The sequence below is a fragment of the Hoylesella oralis ATCC 33269 genome (assembly GCF_000185145.2).
Classification (GTDB): Bacteria; Bacteroidota; Bacteroidia; order Bacteroidales; family Bacteroidaceae; genus Prevotella; species Prevotella phocaeensis.
Genome location: NZ_GL833119.1, coordinates 965,689 through 985,791 on the forward strand (window position 1 = coordinate 965,689; position 20,103 = coordinate 985,791).

Sequence of the window (20,103 nt, forward strand, 5' to 3'; positions counted from 1 at the left end):
TTCTTTAAGTAGGAAGAATATCTTGAGAAAGGCAGTAAATATCCCTGCCTTTTTAAAAAGATACAGGGATATTTGTTGCGGTTATGTGTTTATTCTACGCTTGCTTCTACAGATATACAGTAAGCATTGAGTGTACCGCTGACAGAGGTGGCTGTTGTTTCTCGCAGTACCCAAGACTTAGGACCGGCCATGAAAATGGCATAGTCGTTGTCGGCATCTTTGGTAACCTGTGTGAATGTATAGCCGTCTACTTGTTCTACAACGCCTTTTAGGCCGGATATAAGACTATTCTTCACAGTACCGACGATCAGTGCACGGTAGGTATTGCTCCCTAATGTTTTTAATGTGGTTACTGCGTTCTTGAGCTGATCATCGTTGTCGAACCTGACAGTAGCAAAGGGTGTAAGAATTTCTATTGGTGAAGCAACGTTCGATTTAGCCATGATAGGGATGAATTGTATATAACAATCGTCGGTAATCTTGAAGCTCTCCACATTATTTATTTTATGATTAAATAGAATTGTACTGCCCTCGATGTTGCCTTGATTGTACTTATTGAAGGCGAAACTCGTAAAACGTGCAGTCTTTACAGCTAATTCTGTGGAATGATTTTCGCAGGTATTCTGCTCTGAATAATTCTTGATATCCGATCTGTCGACAATTCCTATGGAACATTTGCTGCCCTTGTTGTTGAAGAATTGGGCTATATTATCGTAGTTTCCCGTAGTTTTATCGTTCAAGTTAGTAATGAAATAGAAGTCTACAGTTTTATTCTTATTCCATTCCTTCGTATTCGAAGTGCCGTTCTGATTATCGGGAATGACTCCCCAATCTTCTTTAATGCAGGAACAGAATAAAAGAGGAATTGCGAACAATGCCGTTGATAATAGATATTTTGTTTTCATATTAGCCTATTTTTTATTTAAGTTTAACAACAGAGACAACAGGACAATGGTCGGAAAGTTCCTTTCCATTGAGGTGTCGATCAAGTACTTTGCAACTCTTCAGCTCCCATTTACCTTTGGTACCAAGAATGAAATCGATTTTAGAAAGGCCGAGATACGTTCCTGAATCATTGTCCAATCGGTCGTAAACGGTCAGAAGTTTCTTGATAACATCGGAATTTGGCCCTACATTCATATCTCCGCAGAGTATTGTGGGGTAGGTATTGCTTTTCACTTCATCGGATGTAAGAACGGCAGCTTGTTCCAACTGTCCGCCTACATGGTCGAGATGAGTGCAGGCAACCCTTATTATTTTGCCTTCAGGAAGCAGTATGTCGGCAATAACCACACCACGTTGGTCTGCCGAACCGGTAGGGCGCGGCAACTGTATTGTGCTTACATTTAGGATGGGATACCTGCTTAAGATGGCATTTCCGTAAAGTTCGTTTTCGCAGTATTTATAATTTTCTTCCGGATTTTTGCCGTCTTTATTCGATAAATTATAAGAATATCCGAAGAGTCCAAACAAGTGTATACGGTTAGCAAGGTCTTGCACGACATCCCGATACTTGCCATCGAACTGCTGTCGGGAACTTCTGTTTTCGACTTCATTTAAGCATACCACGTCCGGTTTTTCATTCCATAACAATTCCGCATAAGGTTGAGTATTGAAATCTGGTTCGAAAGAGCGGATATTAAACGTAATTATTTTCAGTTCCTGTGCATTGCCAATGAAGGGTAATGCAAGGAAAAGTGCAGTCAGAATATAAATATGTCTTAATTTCATAATCTATCTTTTTATTAATAACCTTTGTTCTGAGTAAGATTTTTGCTGCTCGCAACTTGGGAAGCAGGAATGGGGAAGACTTGATTTTTCACAGGATCGAAAGTACGGGCGTTCCATATTTCAATCTCTTCGATATTGGTTATTCGAGTTCCGTCGGTAGTAGATCGTATTCCATGCAGCGGTTGAGCATAGACGGTTTGTGCATCTCCCCATCTTACGAGGTCGAGATGACGGCTCGGTTGGTATTCAAAAGCAAGTTCGCATCGGCGTTCATTCTTCAGTTGAGCCTTGGTAGCGTTGCTGTTTTCCGGTAATCCGGCACGCTTGCGTATTTGGTTCAGTAACGTTTTTGCCTCGGTGTTTCCTTCTCCTTGAGTCCAGATAAGAGCTTCGGCTTTCATCAGAATGATGTCTGCATAGCGTATCAATACCATTCCTAATGTGTTGCTTTGGTTATTGCCGTTAGGACTTACGTCTTTTCCGATACAGTCTGAAGCCTCGAAAGGCGACATGAATTTACGGAAAGTCATGCCCGATGTGCTGGATATATTATTAGGATTTACACCGAAATGAATATCATGTCCGATGAAACTGATATGCTGTCCGGGATAAAGAATGGTGGCATCGCGGCGGACATCGCCGGTTTCGTAAGCCTTATATAGTTCAAGTGTAGGCTGGAAGTATCCCCATGTGTTGTAATATCCCCATCCTCCGTTTTGGAAAGACATACCATGAAACTTAGGACCTTCTGTAGCATTACCGAGAAGAGAGAACAGGTATTCCTCGCAGAAATTATTCTCTTTACGGAATAACTTGGTAAAATCAGGGTAGAGACTGCGCTTGTCTGCTCCTGTCATATTCATCACTTTATTGCAATACTCGATAACCTTATTATAATAACTTTGGTCGAACTGTGCCGCGTAAAGTGCCGCACGTGCGGCAAACGCCCAGCATGCAGCTTTGTGAGGACGACCGTAATCATCATCTGCTAATTGCGAGAAATAAGGAAGCAGATCGGCTGCTTTGTCCATATCCTGTATAATCATGTCGTAATTTTCGAGCACCGATTTAGGACGCGGCTGATCTAATTCTGCTGTAGGTGTTGTCTCTGTTACGATTGGAATGCCGCCGTTAGGGCCGTTATCGCCATAGAAAGGAGCTATCCACAGATAAGCAAAAGCTCTATAGAAGTGGGCTTGCCCCACTGCTTTGTTCTTGATGTCGGCCGAAATGTTCATTCCGGGCACGTTACGTAGTACATCATTGGCCTTTGCAATGAGTTGATACATGGCAGGCCAAGTATCTTTAGCATCGCGTCCGTTGGCAGCTGACATCTGAAAGTTCTTGATTTGTGCGGCTTCGGCCTGCGGTCTACCCGTAACAAGATTATCGCTGCAGTTCTCAAACCACATAAAACCACGACCTGTAATTCCCTCTTCATAAGTAAATGCATGGAATGCATTTAGCGCACTCTCTACATCTTTTTCTGTCTTCCAGAAGTTTACTGAGCCTTGAAGTCCGTAAGGATCATGCTCCAAGAAGTCGTTACAACTGCCTAATACAGTGCAGATAGTTAAAGAAAACGCCCAATATTTTAGATTTGAAATTTTCATAAGATTGAATGATTTTTAGAAACTAAAGTTTAAACCAAATGTGAATGAACGTGCGATAGGGTAGGTTCCTGCATCGAGACCGAAGTTTCCGACTTCAGGATCGAACCCAGTATAGTCGGTAATTGTGAATGTATTTTCGCAATTGAAATAGAAACGAAGTGAAGAACCTGCAAGTCCTATCGAGCGCATTACGCCTTGAGGCAAGGTATAACCCAAAGTAATGTTTTTGAATCTTAGGTAACTTCCGTCTTCAAGATAGAAATCCGACGGGTTGGTATAATTGCCGTTAGAGTCGTCGGTCAGTGCCAAACGCGGAATTCCGGAGTTAGGATTGTAGTCCCATGCATTCAAGATATCGCGTAACATATTACTTCCTTGTTGGCGTCCTGTAAGCGTCATTTGTTTAAAAGCATTATAGATGGTAGACTTACCAACACCTTGGAATTGGAAATTAAAGTCGAAGTTTTTGTAAGTCACATTACCTCCGAAAGCGAATGTTATCTTCGGCATGTAACTTCCCATATACTGATTGTCGTCGGAATTGATTTGTCCGTCGTTATTAAAATCTACGTATCTGAAGTCTCCCGGCTTAGCATTCGGTTGTATCATCTTAGATAAACCTGTTTTAGGATCTGTCCATTTATAGTTGTTGATTTCCTCCTGTGTCTGGAAAATGCCATTGGTTTTGAGCACATAATACGAGTACCAAGGATGTCCGACGGTAGAACGTAGCGGCTGTTGACTATTAACAACGACGTTATGTGCAAGGAATTCGCGCGATCCGAGGTCTAACACTTCATTATGAACCGTAGAAAGATTACCGTTAACACTAAAGGTTACCTCGCCGATAGTCTTATTGTAAGATGCGCTAAACTCCCATCCTCGGTTAACTACATCGCCTACATTTCCATAAGGTTCGATAGAGATACCGGCAACAGAGGGTACCGGCATTTTTTCAATAAGGTTTTTAGTATGTTTATTATAATAGTCGATAGTAAGGTTCAAATCATTATCGAAGAGTCCTAAATCCAAACCTATTCCCCATTGTTCTGTTGTTTCCCATTTAAGATTTTTTACACCTATAGATTCCGTATATGCTCCATACACTTCTCTGTTGAGGTTTTTACCGTAGATAATGGCATATTTTGTAAATCCCATCGGTACGTTCCATGAATAGCGAGGTACTAAAGCTACGTTTCCTACCTGTCCCCAACTTGCGCGGAGTTTTACCAAATTGAAAATCGATTTGTAAGGAGCAAAGAACGGTTCGGATGAAAGTTTCCATGATCCTGAGATAGCAGGAAATACGTCGGAGTTATTATCTTTGTAAAGTTTTGATGATGCATCGCGACGCAAGCTACCGGTAACGAAGTATCTATCTGCCCAAGAATAGCCTATACGAGCAAAGGCCGAAGTCATCGATTCTTCCCATATTTCTTCATCAGGTTTATATTTTGACCAATCTGTAGCATTAGGAAATGTAGACGAATGACGGTCTTCTAAGGAATAACCCGATGTATATATGGCATACATTTTATATTTATCGTACTTCATAGTCCACCCTGCCATTGCGCTGATATGATGTTCGCCGAACGCTTGTGCATAAGTTGCGGTTGTCTCCCAAATCCAGTTATTCTGGTTACGATGTGTTATATTATGGCGGTTTTCATTAGTAGGATTCCCGGGTTCTGGAACTTTATGATGGAATACATCGAACTCACTGATTTGGATTCCAGCAGTAAATTGCGACTTTAATGTAAGGAATGACCATGGTTTTACCTCTAAAGTTGTAGTAGAGAAGAGCGTATGAGAAGGTCTTTCCTGATCGAGTCGGTCTAACAGGGCTCGTGGATTGCGGAATTCTCCATAACCGCTGATACCCTCATTGGCAGCCCATCGCGGTAATGTTCCGTGGTAAAGCGGACGACCATAATCATCTGTAAGAAGTTTGCCGTTTTTGTCATAGTCGTAAACAGTGGCCGAACGTGGGAAGAAGATGGCGTTGGCGAGCACGCCTTCATGACCGGTGTTCACATCTCCTTGCCCGTCAGTAAATTGATAAATGGCCTGTTCTCCGATCCTTATCCATTTGTTTACTTGGAAATCCACGTTCAATTTAGCACCGAGCTTTTCGGCAAATGTGTTTTCAAGAATACCCCTGTCACGATCGAAATTGAGCGAAGCAAAAGCCTTCAGTTTATTTGTTCCGCCAGAAAGAGACAGGGCATAATGCTCTAAATAGCCAGTGCGGAATATCTCGTCCAGCCAGTTGGTACGCGTAACAGCGCCGTAAGGATAAACTTGCGGATTAGCTGTCGACGGTAAAGAACCGCCATACAGTCTTGTTGCATCCGCCCAAACCTGATTGTATTGCTCGGAGGTAAGTGTTTCAGGTTTATTGTAGACGTTTTTAAAACTCTTGGAAATGTTGAAACTCACACGAATTTTACCTTCTTTTGCCTGCTTGGTAGTGATGACTACCACACCTCCGGAACCTACACTCGCGCCATAGATAGCTGCCGAGGCAGCATCTTTCAGTACCGTGATAGATTCTATATCTTCAATATTATAAGGTGCTCCCGGCACTCCATCCACTACATATAGAACTCCGTCGCCGCTGTTGTAGTTATCATCCGTCCCACGCGAACCGCGACCACGGATAGAAAGCGACGAAGTTGCAAGCGGATCGCCGCCGTTATTCTGTACCATCACGCCCGGCATAGAGCCCTGCATCATAGCCGAAAGAGTGGATGGGCGACTCTTCATACTCTGGTCTAAATTTACAGAAGATACGGCTGTTGAAAGGTCTTGTTTACGCTGACTGCCGTAACCGATAACCACTACTTCGTTAAGAGATTTATTGTCTTCCTTCAATATAATATTCAAAGGCCGGTCTGTAACTGTTACGGTTTGAGTAATAAAGCCGATATATGAAATTTGTAATTTAGCTCCCCTGACAGCTTTCACAGTAAAATGGCCGTCGATATCTGTTGCAACTCCACCGTTATTACCTACTACTTTTACGGTAGCACCGGCTATTGGTTCGCCATTGGCATCTCTTACTGTTCCCGAAATATCCGTGCCGTTTTCCTGCATGGTCATTTCTGTAACAGTTTTAAAACTGCCTGTTGCAAAAGCTGATGATGGGGGCAAAAATGCCAATACTGTCAACGCAGCTATGCTATATAGCCTGCATTGAGCTCTTCTGAATGTTTTTCTTTTTCTCATCATGATTGATTTTGGTTAGTATGATCTGTAATGTAGATATCTCTCTGCCATATTCTGTTCGTAGCCAAGTGCCCGACAGACATCGTTTTTCATTATGCCTCTTCTTCATTGAAGCGGCTTATAGTTTGTTTATCCTTATTATCTTTCAATTTTAAATAGACTGCTTATATAATATGTCGTCTGCATAAAATTGTGTTTTCATTGTACGAAGATGGGTATACCGGTTTTAATTATTCGGTTTAGACATTCACCGTATTGCCGGTTTATTTTCTATAGTATTGCGGTGCAAATGTACTATTTTTCTTTTTAAACTTACTTTTTTGTCCTTGTTATTATTTGTTAATATTATTAAAGTGCAAGACGTATCGGGCTTTTATACCTGCTATGTTATCATTTCAAACGCTCTGTTTATCGTTAAAAATAGGAAAAGTATTTTAAAACGAAATACTCATAATTGTGCCGTCTGTTTAATCTACATGGTATGTTTAAAAAATGTTGCATGCTTTGTCAGCCCAAATTAAAATGTTAACTTTGCAAAGTAATAATAAAAAATGTTGATTATTCATTTTTAAAGATTTAAAAATATGGTAGATTACAAATCATTAGGCCTCGTAAACACCCGCGAGATGTTTAAAAGAGCCATTAATGGCGGTTACGCTATTCCGGCTTTCAACTTCAACAATATGGAGCAGCTGCAGGCAATCATCAAAGCTTCTTCGGAAAAGAAATCGCCGGTTATCCTGCAAGTATCTAAGGGGGCGCGCAACTATGCCAACCAAACGTTACTGCGTTATATGGCACAGGGAGCTGTGGAATATGCTAAAGAATTGGGTTGCAAGCATCCTGAAATAGCATTGCATTTGGATCATGGCGATACTTTCGAGACCTGTAAAAGCTGTGTAGACTATGGTTTTTCATCGGTAATGATCGATGGTTCCTCACTTCCTTACGAGGAGAACATCGCTTTGACCAAAAAGGTAGTAGACTATGCCCATCAGTTCGATGTAACCGTAGAGGGCGAACTCGGTGTACTTGCGGGCGTAGAAGACGAAGTAGTTGCAGCAGAATCTCATTATACGAAGCCTGAAGAAGTTATCGACTTTGTAAAACGTACGGGCGTAGACTCACTGGCTATCTCTATCGGAACGTCTCATGGAGCTTATAAGTTTACTCCGGAGCAGTGTACACGCGATCCGAAAACGGGCTTACTCGTACCTCCTCCATTGGCTTTCGATGTGCTCGATGCCATCATGGTGAAACTCCCGGGCTTCCCAATCGTGCTCCACGGTTCTTCTTCAGTGCCTCAGGAGTATGTTAAGATCATCAACGAAAATGGCGGAAAACTGCCAGATGCTGTCGGTATACCCGAGGAACAGCTTCGCAAGGCAGCTAAGAGCGCCGTTTGCAAGATCAATATCGACTCGGATTCCCGTTTGGCTTTCACAGCTGCAGTACGCAAAGTATTCAACGAGAAGCCGGGTGAATTCGATCCGCGCAAATATTGTGGTCCTGCTCGCGACTTGATGACGGAGCTCTATGAGCACAAGATTGTAGACGTGCTCGGCTCTGAGAACAAGCTCGCGCAATTAGACTAAGCAGAACGGATATTGCCATTAAGCGTAAATATTACGTAAAATACATATATAATTGAATTGGAAAAAGGCGGGGCTAACGTATGTGTGGCGCCCGCTTTTTATTTGTTTTCTCCTGCTAAACATGCAGGCCGTTGTACGTCCGAATTACCGATATTTTCTTTTCTCACGCTGTTTCTGCGGAATGGGCGATGCTTTTATAAGAAATAAATGTGATGTCTAAGCCCCATACATAACACACATATTTGGCTTATAATATTGTTCTATTGGGTTCTGTTCGGTAAGATATTCCAAATATATCTATTTTCTTGCGACATATATTTTACAGTTTCTTGAAAATATATTATCTTTGTGCGGTGGGCGGATGCTATCTATTACCATGTTATGGCCTGCTTACGGGTATCATAGCCTCTCCGTATAACCAACACAATGAATTGTAATTTAATGAAAATATGTATGAAAAAGGTATGTTTTATTATTCTTTTAATCCTGTCGTCATGGAATTTTGCAGTTGCTCAAGTTCCTGTTTATTTGGATAATTCCAAGAGTATTGACGAACGAATAGAGGATGCTATTTCGCGTATGACCTTGAGAGAGAAAATACGCATTATTCATGCACAAAGCAAATTCTCTGCTGCCGGCGTGCCAAGATTAGGCTTTCCTGACTTTTGGACAGACGACGGACCGCATGGTGTGCGGCCGGATGTGCTCTGGGACAGTTGGTTGCAAGCCGGACAGACTAACGACTCGTGCGTGGCATTTCCCGCTCTGACATGTCTTGTTGCCTCGTGGAACCCAGCTATGGCGGCTCTCTATGGGCGTTGCCTCGGCGAAGAGGCGCTCTATAGGGGCAAAGATATGATCTTAGGGCCGGGGGTTAATATCTACAGAACGCCACTCAACGGGCGTAACTTCGAGTATATGGGCGAAGATCCCTACCTTGCATCGCGCATGGTTGTACCTTATGTGCAAGGTATTCAGCGAAACGGTGTTGCTTCATGCGTAAAACATTTTGCATTGAACAACGATGAAGAATACCGAAATCAGGTGAACGTGAACGTTAGCGACCGTGCCTTGCGCGAGATCTACCTGCCTGCGTTCAAGTCAGCCGTTACTGAAGGCGGCGCTTGGGCTATCATGGGAGCCTACAATCTCTACAAGAACGAGCATAATTGCCACAATATGTTGCTGCTAAATGGAGTTCTGAAAGGCGAATGGGGCTTTGATGGCGTGGTTGTGAGCGACTGGGGAGGTGCTCATGATACCGATCAGGCGGTGAAAAACGGGCTCGATATGGAGTTCGGTACGGGGACAGACGGCCTTTCTAAGAATAAAACGAATGCCTATGATGCATATTATATGGCCGATCCTTATTTGCAAGGAATAGCCGAGGGGCGCTATACAACCAAGGAACTCAATGACAAGGTGCGCCGTGTGCTGCGCCTCTATTATCGCACAACGATGAATAAAGCGCGCCCCATAGGCTTCCTTTGTTCCGATGATCATTATAAGGCATCTCGACAGATTGCCGAAGATGGCATCGTATTGTTGCAAAACAAGAACAATGTGCTGCCCATCGATGTTGCACACACCAAACGTGTACTCGTGGTAGGCGAGAATGCAATTAAGATGATGACCGTAGGTGGCGGCAGCAGTTCGCTCAAAGTGCAGCGCGAGGTGTTGCCTTTAGAAGCCTTGAAGGCCCGTTTGGGCAGTGGCGTAACGGTAGAATACGAGCGCGGTTATATAGGTGATGTTACGGGAACCTTCGATGGTGTGGCCACCGGACAGGACTTATCGGAGACTCGTAATGCCGATCAACTTATGACAGATGTCCTTAGAAAGGCGGTAGATGTCGATTACGTGGTATTCTTCGGCGGACTTAACAAGAGCGAATATCAGGACTGTGAAGGACATGACCGTAAAACGTTCGCGTTACCTTATGCTCAGGATCGTATTATTTCGGCACTTGCCAAGGTTAACAAGCGCATTATTTACGTGAATATATCGGGTAATGCGGTGCAAATGCCTTGGAAAGACAAGGTTGCAGCCATTGTTCAGGGCTGGTATCTCGGTAGCGAAGCCGGCGAAGCGCTTGCTTCTGTTCTCGTTGGAGATATCAATCCTTCGGGTAAACTGCCGTTTACGTGGCCGGTAAAGCTCGATGATGTGGGTGCACATGCACTGAATACTTATCCCGGAACATGGCGCAGCGACAAGAAGATTATCGACGAAGATTATAAGGAAGGGCTTTATGTAGGATACAGATGGGTAGACTATGCTAAGAGGAAACCTGCTTTTGCCTTCGGACACGGTTTGAGTTATACCACTTTCCGTATTTCCAATTTGCGTCTTTCGTCCAAGACAATGACGAAAGATGGCCGAATTACCTTTACCGTAAACGTTAGAAATACAGGCAATCGTGATGGGGCAGAAGTGGTACAGCTGTATCTTCACGACGTTAAGTCGTCTTTGGAACGCCCTTACAAGGAGCTGAAAGGGTTCGCAAAAGTATTTTTGAAAGCGGGCGAAAGCAAGGATGTGTCGATCAGCATAGATAACAAAGCCCTGTCGTTCTATGATGATAAGGCCGGTAAATGGACTTCCGAAGCGGGCGAGTTTACGGCCTTGGTGGGTAATTCGTCTGATGCGTTACCACTGAAAGCCACGTTTACTTTGCAATAAGTAGTTATTTCTTGGAAGCGTATTGTACAAATAGTTCAGACAGATATGCCATCTAAGTAGCTTAGATAGGCATTCTGTTTGGCATAGGTGTATCGTTTGCGCCCATAATTCCACAGAAGCGTATCGATTTTTCTAAGTTTTTACTGCTTTCGGAGATTGATGATAGCAGTTCCGAACAGGACAAACAGCGCCTGCATACCCGCGAGAGGGCGGCGGTATGCAGGCGCTGTTATTTTATAATAAGGATGTGTTATCGTTATTCCAACGGTTCGGTATTCATGCTTTCAACATTGCCGTTGATGGGATTAAGTATGATGTGTGTGGTAAATTTTCTCCCGAAAAGAGAACCGCTGATACCCTCTACGCGCCCGAATTGCGCTGCATAGACTTCGAATTGCTTGTCTATGCGCTCCTCACGATAAAGAGTTACTTTGATTTTCCCGGGCATGTTTACGTAGAGTCCGATATCTTCTTTCGATTTCTTTTCGTTGTTTGCCGTTCCTACAAGTTTCGGAATAAGATGTTCATCGGTTATGCTAATATAATAAGGTATGCCGGAGAGGTCGTCTTTATCTACCATTCCTAAGTGGCGCGAGAACCTGAAAAGCAATTCCTTTTGTACCTCTTTCGTGGGTATATAACTGATGGTTTGCTCTAAGGTGTCGGTTACAGTGGTACCTTCGAATACCTGTCGCAGAGCTGTTTCTTGCGTATTGAGCGAATTGAGCATAATTCTGAGCTGCTCGCCATCTTTGGGCATGAACTCTGCTTCGCCTCTTGACAGCTGATTTTTGCTGTCCCGTATGTCGTATATCTCCTGTGCAATGAGCTCAGCTGTCTTGGCACTGTTGCCTGCAGCTATCATATCTTCGGTGAGATAGTCCTTTACGTTGGCAACGGGAGGCTTGCGTGCAGCCTTGAAAGGTATGGGTTGAGCTTGTTCGGCGGCCTTGGCGTTAACGGCTTTCAGCACGTTGTTGTGGTCTAATTCTACCCTTATGATACTATGTTTTTTATCAATGGTTACGGTATATTGCTTGGACGAGTCGGGAATGGCATATGTGGAAAGGCTGATGCCGATAATTCTATATTGCGTGTAAGGGCGGTTTTTCACCTCTTGTTTCATGTAACGCTCGGCGTAGTTGGCGTATTGCCCGGGGGTGAACACTGTCTTTACTTGTAGAAAAGACAGTGTCAATGCCGTTTTGGGCAGGAAATAAGTGGTGCCTTCTGTAGGTACTTGCGCTGTTGCCAGCAGGCAGAAGCATGCGTAGAGAATGGTTAAAGCAGATTTCTTCATAATTTAATCGTTTAATCGTTTAAAGGCCTGTGGCAGATAGTCGATAATATCGCTTGCGATAAGGCTCTCTTTACCGGTACTTTTCATGGCAAGATCGCCGGCCAGACCGTGCAGATACATACCTACGAGTGCGGCATCTTTCGTGTTGTAACCGCGAGCCAGCAGGGCTGTAATAATGCCTGTGAGCACGTCGCCGCTGCCTGCAGTGGCCATACCTGCATTGCCTGTGGAGTTAAAATATACATGTCCGTCGGGCAAGCATAGGGCTGTGTTATGCCCTTTCAGCATGATATAGACACCTAAACGTTCCGCCATTTCGCGGGCTTTGGTAAGTCTTTCGTAACAATCGTTACTGATATTTCCCGCCATACGGTCGAACTCTTTCGGATGAGGCGTAAGTATGATACCCTTAGGCAGTTGTTGCATCCATGCCCGATGGTTGGCTAATATGTTCAAGGCATCGGCGTCAGCCACGATAGGGCACTGTGTTCGGCGCAATTGAGCAATGAGGGCGATGGCCGTATTCTCGTTCATACCGATGCCGGGACCTATTCCTAAGGCATCGAAATCGTCGGTATCTGTCGGTTCGGAGAAGTAAGTATCTTCCCGATCTATTTGCAATACGGCCTCGGGAACGCTTATTTGCATCACGTCGTAGTTGCGTTTAGGGATGTTGACAGTCACTTTACCGGCGCCAGAACGTAGGCATGCCCGCGCTGCAAGTACTGCTGCGCCTGCCATTCCGTAGCTTCCGGCAACGAGAAGCGCATTGCCCATGTTTCCTTTATGTACGAAATCGCTGCGATGGATCATCCGCGGACGAATGTCTTTTTCTTCGATCTGCGTATATAGAGAGTCGGTTTGGACTATATATTCGTGGGAAAGACGGATGTCGAGCACGCGGACATCGCCGACAAATTGTTGGTTATCGGCAAATAGCATGGCCAGTTTCTTCTGCTGTAACGTAAGTGTAAGGTCGGCATTTACGATGTTAGCGCGTATATTGTGTGTGTTTTCTTCGCACATAAGGCCCGAAGGCATGTCGATGCTTACCACTTTAGCAGGCGAATGGTTAATGTATTTCACCAATGAAGCAAAGCCACCGGCCAGCGGTTTATTAAGTCCGGAGCCGAAAAGTCCATCGATTACGAGTGTTCCGGCATCGAGCGAAGGCGGATCGAAGTTAACCGTAATCTCGTTGAAGCTCTTTATACGCCTGCTATCTATAATGCGTTGCTTGTTTATAGCGCAATCTGCCGAGAGTTGATTATGGATGTTGAAGAGGTAAACGGCGATCTTGTAGTCTTGTTCGGCTAACATTCTTGCAACAGCAAGCGCATCACCGCCGTTATTTCCCGGGCCTGCAAACACTACAATGGGTGTCTGATTAGTCCATTCTTCGGAAATAGCCTTTGTTAATGCCTTTGCCGCACGTTCCATCAGGTCTATGCTCCTGATGGGTTCGTGCTCTATGGTGTACGTATCGAGCTCGTGTATTTGAGCTCCGGTAAATATCTTCATACGTTGCAAAAATACAAAATAATACTAATGTATACCAAGTGTTTATTATATTTTTAGTAATTTTGCGACAAATATATCTAAAATAGCACTATATGAGCATCGTTACAATCAAGGATAAAACGTTTAAAACGTTCATTCCTGAGGCAGAAATCAAACAACGTGTAAAGGCTGTTGCCGAAAAAATCAATCGGGATATGGCAGATAAAAATCCTCTGTTGCTTGCTGTACTTAACGGTTCATTTATGTTTGCTGCCGATTTGATGCGCGATATAACGATACCTTGTGAAATTTCTTTTGTAAAATTAGCTTCGTATCAGGGCACTACTTCCACCGGTGAAATTAAAGAAGTAATCGGATTGAACGAGGATATAGCGGGCCGAACCGTAATCATTGTGGAAGATATAGTGGACACCGGAGCGACTATGAAGCGCATGATAGAGACGCTGGGAACCCGTAATCCGGAGTCAATCCATATATGTACGTTGCTTCTGAAGCCCGATAAGCTGCGCGTTCCCTTAGATATAGCGTACACAGCCATAGAAATACCCAATGATTTTATCCTCGGTTATGGGCTTGATTACGACCAACAAGGGCGCAATTTGCGGGATATATACACACTTGTCGAATGAAATAAAAGTTTAAAAGATAAAGAAATGAAGAACGTTGTTATATTTGGAGCTCCGGGATCGGGTAAAGGTACCCAGAGTGATAAGATGATTGAAAAGTACGGTTTCGGGCATATATCTACGGGGGATGTACTGCGTAGCGAGATTAAAAACGGCACGGAGCTCGGCAAAACGGCCAAAGACTTTATCGACAAGGGCCAACTGATACCGGATGAGCTTATGATCGATATCCTTGCAAGCGTATACGACGGCTTCGGGAAAGAACATAAAGGTGTGATATTCGATGGCTTTCCCCGCACTATTCCGCAGGCCGAAGCGTTGAAGAAGATGCTTTCAAAGCGCGGACATCGCGTTGCAGCGATGATAGAGCTTGATGTTCCCGAAGACGAACTGATGAAACGTCTGCTTCTCCGTGGCCAACAAAGCGGCCGTTCCGATGATAACGAGGAGACTATCAAGAAGCGTTTGAACGTATATCATAACCAGACGTCGCCGCTTATCGAATGGTATAAGGGCGAAGGAATTCATCATCATATTGCCGGAATGGGCGAGTTGGAACGCATATTCGGTGATGTTTGCAAGGTGATAGATAGCTTGTAAGCAGTATCTTTTCTACATTCAGGACTTCAAGGCGGTTGTAATTTCAATTTTCCGCAGTTTTTTTAGCGGTTATGCAGTGCGGCTTTTATAACTTCGAAAAGCCCATGTTGCGGTATCAATTCCCTTGAAATCCTTATTTATTTAATCTCTATAATTACAGAATGGCAGACTCCAATTTCGTAGATTACGTAAAGATATATTGCCGATCCGGTAAGGGCGGGCGCGGTTCCATGCATCTCCGTCATGTGAAATACCAACCTAACGGAGGCCCAGACGGTGGAGATGGCGGCCATGGAGGGAGCGTTTATCTGCGCGGAAACCACAATTACTGGACTTTGTTGCACCTGAAATACCGGCGACATGTATATGCCGAGCATGGTGGAAACGGCGGACGAGACAAATGTCATGGCACTGACGGCAAGGATGTGTATATAGATGTGCCTTGCGGAACCGTGGTCTATAATGCCGAAACAGGCAAATATATCTGCGATGTTACCTATGATGGGCAGACTGTATTGTTGCTCAAAGGCGGACGGGGCGGCCTCGGAAACTTCCAATTTCGCAGTCCGACGAACCAAGCCCCACGGTATGCGCAGCCCGGAGAGCCTATGGAAGAGCTGACAGTGATATTGGAATTGAAGTTACTTGCCGATGTCGGGCTCGTCGGTTTCCCCAATGCGGGCAAATCCACATTGCTTTCGGCGGTATCGAGTGCACGGCCTAAGATTGCCAATTACCCTTTTACAACGCTCGAACCATCATTGGGAATTGTGGAATATCGCGATCATAAGTCGTTCGTAATGGCCGATATCCCGGGAATTATCGAGGGTGCAAGTGCAGGAAAAGGTTTAGGTTTGCGCTTTCTTCGCCACATCGAACGCAATTCGCTGCTGCTTTTCATGGTGCCGGGCGATACGGACGATATCAAAAAAGACTATGAAGTGCTGCTGAATGAGCTGTCTCAATTCAATTCGGAGATGCTCGATAAGCATCGTGTGCTGGCTATAACGAAGTGCGATTTATTGGATGAAGAGCTGGAAGATATGCTGAAGAGCACGCTTCCTACCGACGTCCCAGTGGTTTTCATATCGGCTGTAACGGGGAAAGGATTGGGCGATTTGAAAGATATCTTGTGGACGGAGCTCAACAGCGAGAGTAACAAACTGCAGGAAATCACGGCAGAAGATACGCTTATACATCGCGATAAAGATATGTCGAACTTTACAAAAGAGCTGCAAGACGAAGGAGAAGACGGAATTGAATATATCGATGAAGACGAAATAGAGGATGTTGAAGACCTCGAAGATTTCGAATACGAATGAAACGTCTGTCGCATTCAGGTAGATAAGATGATAAAATACTATAACATAGATGCCGAAGTCGTTGCATTTTCTACGACAAGGAAAGGCGGGAATAGCGAGGGTAATTACAGCGAATTCAATATCAATGAATACTGCGGAGACGATGTGGATGCCGTACGCAAAAACCGCCTGTTGCTCTCAGAAGAACTCGGTATCGATGTCGACCGCCTGATTATTCCTCATCAAACGCATGGTATCGAACTCCGGCAGATAGGCAACGAGTTCTTTACATTGCCCGAACAAATCCGCAAAATGTTGATCGACGGCGTTGATGGCATACTTACATCGGTGCCGAATGTATGTATCGGCGTGTCTACAGCCGACTGCATCCCCGTTCTTCTGTACGATACAGAGCACAAAGCCGCCTGTGCTGTTCATGCCGGATGGCGCGGAACAGTGGCACGGATAGTACAAAAAGCAGTGGTAGAAATGCGGAATGCTTTCCATACAGAGCCCTCCTTGTTAAAGGCATGCATAGGTCCGGGCATATCGCTTGAACACTTCGAGGTAGGCGAAGATGTGTACAATGCTTTCTGCGAGGCTGGTTTCGAGATGAAAGAGATAGCAGAGAAGCGCGATAAATGGCATATCGACTTGCCTTTATGCAATAAGATACAGTTAGAACAAATGGGTATAGGCCCCGAACAAATATATGATAGCGGCACATGCACCTATGCCCATGCCGATGAATATTTCTCTGCACGCCGGTTAGGAACAGCTTCCGGCAGGATTTTTACCGGTATCATGCTCAAATAGTATTACCGTCAAATTAAAGAACAAATGATGAAAATAAACTTAAGACTATTGCTCTTGGGCATATCATTCATCGTTACGATGTCGACGTTTGCCCTGATAAAAAATCGTTTCACTGCTGCCGAACAGCAGCAAATCAGTATTGAAACGCCCGGACTCTTTGCACGTTCCAATGTTTTCAATATAGAATTCGGCGAATTGACGAAAGACGAATATTCGTTTCCATTGCCGGTCGGGAAGGCTACCTTGCAGAAGAATGGCAATTTAAAGATAGTTACAGAAGCGGAAGATGTAGTAAAAGCCATGTTCAACGGTACGGTTCGTTTGTCGAGAAAGCACCCCGAATATGGCAATGTTATTGTAATAAGGCATGATAACGGGCTCGAAACCGTATACGGAAACAATGCCCAGAACCTTGTGAAAGTGGGAGAACGGGTGAAAGCCGGACAGTCTATTGCCGTTGTAGGTACCAAAGACGGTAAGTCTTTCTGCGACTTTGCCATTATGGTTAATGGAGGCCGCATCAATCCGGAGGTTGTTTTCGGCATTCGTACCCATAAGTTGCGCAAGCAAACTTTGGTGTGTGAGAAGAACGGATCGAGGGTAGATGTGAGCGTAATGGGCGCAAAAGAGAAAGAAACTGCTGAAAATACCGAAAATCCTTTCGAAAAGAACAGCACTTTTAGGTGGAACTTAGAGAAGATAGGCGATAGAGATTGGGCTTATCCATTGCCGGATGCTCATGTTATAAGTCCGTATGGCGGCAGACGCAACCATGCCGGAGTCGACATAAAGACTAAACCTAACGATAATATACGGGCGGCTTTCGACGGTATAGTAACGAGGGCATGCACGTATTTCGGTTATGGAAAATGTATCGTTATCAAGCATAAATACGGTTTCGAAACGCTCTACAGCCACCAGTCGAAGAATTTTGTAAAGGTAGGCGATAAGGTTAAGGCCGGACAAGTTATCGGATTGACCGGACGAACAGGCCGTGCAACAACGGAACATCTCCATTTTGAGACGCATTTCATGGGGCGTAGGTTCAATCCTGCCATTCTCTTCGACCACATAACCCACACCCTGCAGAAAGCAACGCTTACGCTTACCAAGGCCGGAAGCATCACATCGAAGAAAAATAAATAAGGTCTTAGCCGGCAAGGAGATGTTTTTATGCGGGATGAACCGGCTCACAACCTTTCTGAAGGATGGGAGCCATGTTTGTAAGAGTTAAGTAGAAAAGGCTGCAAGAGCTAAACTTAGCTAAGATATAATGACCGAATATGTGCTTGACTGCGAGAAATTAGCCAAGTAAAGTTCTGATGATATTCGTTGCCACCACAGTGTGTTGTTCTATTATATTATCCGCCTGACAGGCTTATACCATATTTCTAATCATCTTATATAGTATGTTTTATGCCGTTACACCATAGGTTTTTCGGCATAAGCTCAATTATCTTGAATTTAAATATAGATGTGTTTGGTGGTGAAGATATGGTATCGAGTGCTGGTAGAACGGCCGACAGATAATAAAAGAGATAAGGTTCCACCGCGGAACCTTATCTCTTTTTCTTATGTCGGTTGGCACGCTGTTCGCGATATTTGGCCTTTTGGCGGGCCGAGCCCGAACCGTGTGCTCCCGTTATGTATTTCTTTTTCTTGGCTTTGGTCTTAACCTTGTCTTCTTTAGGCCCGTCTTTCGGGGCTCCTCGGAATACGATGCCGCCGCCCGAGATAATATCGTCTATACTGTCGTTCATGTCGTATATGTAAAGATGATGGGGAATGTGAACGCGATTAATGATGGAACAAACGCACGCCGGTGAATGCCATGGCTATTCCGTACTTATTGCATGTGTCGATTACATGGTCGTCGCGTACGGAACCGCCTGCCTGTGCTATGTACTCTACACCGCTCTTGTGTGCTCGCTCGATGTTGTCTCCGAAAGGAAAAAAGGCATCGCTTCCGAGAGATACCTGCGTGTTCTTGGCAATCCATGCACGCTTTTCGTCGGCAGTTAACACCTCGGGTTTCTCGCTGAAGAACTGCTGCCATGTGCCTTCGGCAAGCACATCATCGCAGTCGTCGCTGATATATATGTCTATCGTATTGTCGCGGTCGGCCCTGCGAATGCCCTCTTTGAACGGCAACGACATTACCTTCGGGTGCTGACGCAACCACCATATATCGGCCTTGTTTCCGGCAAGTCGCGTGCAATGAATGCGGCTCTGTTGGCCCGCACCGATACCTATGGCTTGCCCATCCTTTACATAACACACGCTATTGCTTTGCGTATATTTCAGCGTAATGAGCGAGATAACGAGGTCGCGCTTGGCTTCCGGCGTAAATACTTTATTGACTGTGGGAATGTTTTCGAACAGTTTAGGATCGTCGAGCCGTACTTCATTGCGCCCTTGTTCGAAGGTAATGCCGAACACTTGCTTACGTTCGATGGGGGCAGGGGTGTAGTGTGGATCTATTTTAATGACGTTGTACGTGCCTTTGCGCTTAGCTTTGAGTATCTCGAGAGCTTCGGGCGTGAAGTCAGGAGCTATTACTCCGTCGCTCACTTCGCGCTTGATAAGCGTGGCAGTTGCCGCATCACAGGCATCGCTAAGCGCCACAAAGTCGCCGTAGGAACTCATTCTGTCGGCCCCGCGTGCCCTTGCGTATGCACATGCAAGCGGCGACAATTCCATCTGTACGTCGTCTACAAAGTAGATTTTTCGCAATATGTCGCTCATAGGCAGGCCTACTGCCGCTCCTGCAGGCGACACATGTTTGAACGAGGCAGCGGCCGGAAGACCGGTGGCAGCCTTCAGTTCTTTTACAAGTTGCCAGCTGTTCAGGGCGTCGAGGAAGTTTATATAGCCCGGTTTGCCATTGATAACGTCGATAGGTAGGTCGCCTTCTTCCATAAAAATACGCGAAGGCTTTTGATTGGGATTACATCCGTACTTGAGAGCTAATTCTTTCATTTCGAAAAGATGTTGGGTTCTGCGTGCAAAGATACATCTTTTTTCCGACAGATGGCTTATATATACCGTATATTCTCCTTATTTCTCTGAAACACACAGGGCGGGTATTCC

The 20,103-nt window shown here is 44.7% G+C and carries 15 protein-coding genes; 7 read left to right on the forward strand and 8 right to left on the reverse strand.

Annotated features, from left to right (window positions below):
- Window positions 1-89: 89 nt before the first annotated feature.
- The 4 genes from HMPREF0663_RS06695 to HMPREF0663_RS06710 are packed head-to-tail and all read right to left on the reverse strand — an operon-like array spanning window position 90 to window position 6,575.
- Window positions 90-905 carry a hypothetical protein gene (locus tag HMPREF0663_RS06695; protein ID WP_004369582.1) on the reverse strand — a complete coding sequence of 272 codons (816 nt, stop codon included), beginning with the start codon at window positions 903-905 and terminating at the stop codon, window positions 90-92.
- Window positions 906-918: 13 nt separating this feature from the next.
- Window positions 919-1,731: an endonuclease/exonuclease/phosphatase family protein gene (locus HMPREF0663_RS06700; RefSeq protein WP_004369583.1), complete on the reverse strand. Its 813-nt coding sequence runs from the start codon at window positions 1,729-1,731 to the stop codon at window positions 919-921.
- A gap of 14 nt (window positions 1,732-1,745) precedes the next feature.
- Window positions 1,746-3,344, reverse strand: a complete 1,599-nt coding sequence (locus HMPREF0663_RS06705; RefSeq protein ID WP_004369584.1) for a RagB/SusD family nutrient uptake outer membrane protein — start codon at window positions 3,342-3,344, stop codon at window positions 1,746-1,748.
- 15 nt (window positions 3,345-3,359) lie between these two features.
- Window positions 3,360-6,575, reverse strand: coding sequence for a SusC/RagA family TonB-linked outer membrane protein (locus tag HMPREF0663_RS06710; protein WP_004369585.1), 3,216 nt, complete (start codon window positions 6,573-6,575; stop codon window positions 3,360-3,362).
- Window positions 6,576-7,156: 581 nt separating this feature from the next.
- Here HMPREF0663_RS06710 and HMPREF0663_RS06715 point away from each other — a divergent pair.
- A complete protein-coding gene (locus HMPREF0663_RS06715; RefSeq protein ID WP_004369586.1) occupies window positions 7,157-8,167 on the forward strand; it encodes a class II fructose-bisphosphate aldolase in 1,011 nt (336 codons plus the stop codon).
- 453 nt (window positions 8,168-8,620) lie between these two features.
- On the forward strand, window positions 8,621-10,849 hold the full coding sequence (locus tag HMPREF0663_RS06720) for a glycoside hydrolase family 3 C-terminal domain-containing protein (RefSeq protein ID WP_016665309.1): 2,229 nt from the start codon (window positions 8,621-8,623) through the stop codon (window positions 10,847-10,849).
- A gap of 256 nt (window positions 10,850-11,105) precedes the next feature.
- Here the strand turns inward: HMPREF0663_RS06720 and HMPREF0663_RS06725 are convergent, their stop codons facing one another.
- Together HMPREF0663_RS06725 and HMPREF0663_RS06730 are read right to left on the reverse strand one after the other, a co-directional pair.
- Entirely contained in the window at window positions 11,106-12,149 is a 1,044-nt protein-coding gene (locus HMPREF0663_RS06725; RefSeq protein WP_004369588.1) for a DUF4831 family protein, read from the reverse strand.
- Window positions 12,150-12,152: 3 nt separating this feature from the next.
- The gene (locus HMPREF0663_RS06730) at window positions 12,153-13,670 is read right to left on the reverse strand and encodes a bifunctional ADP-dependent NAD(P)H-hydrate dehydratase/NAD(P)H-hydrate epimerase (protein ID WP_004369589.1); all 1,518 of its coding nucleotides are present in this window, start codon (window positions 13,668-13,670) and stop codon (window positions 12,153-12,155) included.
- A 92-nt stretch (window positions 13,671-13,762) separates the two neighbouring features.
- On the opposite strand from HMPREF0663_RS06730, the gene hpt reads away from it, so the two are divergent.
- The 5 genes from hpt to HMPREF0663_RS06755 all read left to right on the forward strand — a co-directional run bounded on the left by hpt (window position 13,763) and on the right by HMPREF0663_RS06755 (window position 18,159).
- Window positions 13,763-14,299, forward strand: coding sequence for a hypoxanthine phosphoribosyltransferase (gene hpt, locus HMPREF0663_RS06735; protein WP_004369590.1), 537 nt, complete (start codon window positions 13,763-13,765; stop codon window positions 14,297-14,299).
- A 24-nt stretch (window positions 14,300-14,323) separates the two neighbouring features.
- On the forward strand, window positions 14,324-14,896 hold the full coding sequence (locus tag HMPREF0663_RS06740; protein WP_004369591.1) for an adenylate kinase: 573 nt from the start codon (window positions 14,324-14,326) through the stop codon (window positions 14,894-14,896).
- Between the two features lie 161 nt (window positions 14,897-15,057).
- Window positions 15,058-16,218: a GTPase ObgE gene (gene obgE / locus HMPREF0663_RS06745; protein ID WP_004369592.1), complete on the forward strand. Its 1,161-nt coding sequence runs from the start codon at window positions 15,058-15,060 to the stop codon at window positions 16,216-16,218.
- Window positions 16,219-16,245: 27 nt separating this feature from the next.
- Complete coding sequence (gene pgeF / locus HMPREF0663_RS06750; RefSeq protein WP_004369593.1) at window positions 16,246-17,013, forward strand: peptidoglycan editing factor PgeF; 768 nt, start codon at window positions 16,246-16,248, stop codon at window positions 17,011-17,013.
- A gap of 24 nt (window positions 17,014-17,037) precedes the next feature.
- Window positions 17,038-18,159: a M23 family metallopeptidase gene (locus HMPREF0663_RS06755; protein WP_004369594.1), complete on the forward strand. Its 1,122-nt coding sequence runs from the start codon at window positions 17,038-17,040 to the stop codon at window positions 18,157-18,159.
- 413 nt (window positions 18,160-18,572) lie between these two features.
- Here the strand turns inward: HMPREF0663_RS06755 and HMPREF0663_RS06760 are convergent, their stop codons facing one another.
- Together HMPREF0663_RS06760 and HMPREF0663_RS06765 are read right to left on the reverse strand one after the other, a co-directional pair.
- Entirely contained in the window at window positions 18,573-18,773 is a 201-nt protein-coding gene (locus tag HMPREF0663_RS06760; protein ID WP_004369595.1) for a hypothetical protein, read from the reverse strand.
- A 37-nt stretch (window positions 18,774-18,810) separates the two neighbouring features.
- On the reverse strand, window positions 18,811-19,992 hold the full coding sequence (locus tag HMPREF0663_RS06765; RefSeq protein ID WP_004369596.1) for a phosphoribosylaminoimidazolecarboxamide formyltransferase: 1,182 nt from the start codon (window positions 19,990-19,992) through the stop codon (window positions 18,811-18,813).
- Window positions 19,993-20,103 lie beyond the last annotated feature (111 nt).

Coding starts and splice junctions, on each gene's coding strand:
- HMPREF0663_RS06695 (WP_004369582.1), bottom strand. CDS start 905: ATGAAAACAAAATATCTATTATCAACGGCATTGTTCGCAATTCCTCTT.
- HMPREF0663_RS06700 (WP_004369583.1), bottom strand. CDS start 1,731: ATGAAATTAAGACATATTTATATTCTGACTGCACTTTTCCTTGCATTA.
- obgE (WP_004369592.1), top strand. CDS start 15,058: ATGGCAGACTCCAATTTCGTAGATTACGTAAAGATATATTGCCGATCC.
- HMPREF0663_RS06755 (WP_004369594.1), top strand. CDS start 17,038: ATGATGAAAATAAACTTAAGACTATTGCTCTTGGGCATATCATTCATC.
- hpt (WP_004369590.1), top strand. CDS start 13,763: ATGAGCATCGTTACAATCAAGGATAAAACGTTTAAAACGTTCATTCCT.
- HMPREF0663_RS06740 (WP_004369591.1), top strand. CDS start 14,324: ATGAAGAACGTTGTTATATTTGGAGCTCCGGGATCGGGTAAAGGTACC.
- HMPREF0663_RS06725 (WP_004369588.1), bottom strand. CDS start 12,149: ATGAAGAAATCTGCTTTAACCATTCTCTACGCATGCTTCTGCCTGCTG.
- HMPREF0663_RS06765 (WP_004369596.1), bottom strand. CDS start 19,992: ATGAAAGAATTAGCTCTCAAGTACGGATGTAATCCCAATCAAAAGCCT.
- pgeF (WP_004369593.1), top strand. CDS start 16,246: ATGATAAAATACTATAACATAGATGCCGAAGTCGTTGCATTTTCTACG.
- HMPREF0663_RS06715 (WP_004369586.1), top strand. CDS start 7,157: ATGGTAGATTACAAATCATTAGGCCTCGTAAACACCCGCGAGATGTTT.
- HMPREF0663_RS06720 (WP_016665309.1), top strand. CDS start 8,621: ATGAAAAAGGTATGTTTTATTATTCTTTTAATCCTGTCGTCATGGAAT.
- HMPREF0663_RS06730 (WP_004369589.1), bottom strand. CDS start 13,670: ATGAAGATATTTACCGGAGCTCAAATACACGAGCTCGATACGTACACC.
- HMPREF0663_RS06760 (WP_004369595.1), bottom strand. CDS start 18,773: ATGAACGACAGTATAGACGATATTATCTCGGGCGGCGGCATCGTATTC.
- HMPREF0663_RS06705 (WP_004369584.1), bottom strand. CDS start 3,344: ATGAAAATTTCAAATCTAAAATATTGGGCGTTTTCTTTAACTATCTGC.
- HMPREF0663_RS06710 (WP_004369585.1), bottom strand. CDS start 6,575: ATGATGAGAAAAAGAAAAACATTCAGAAGAGCTCAATGCAGGCTATAT.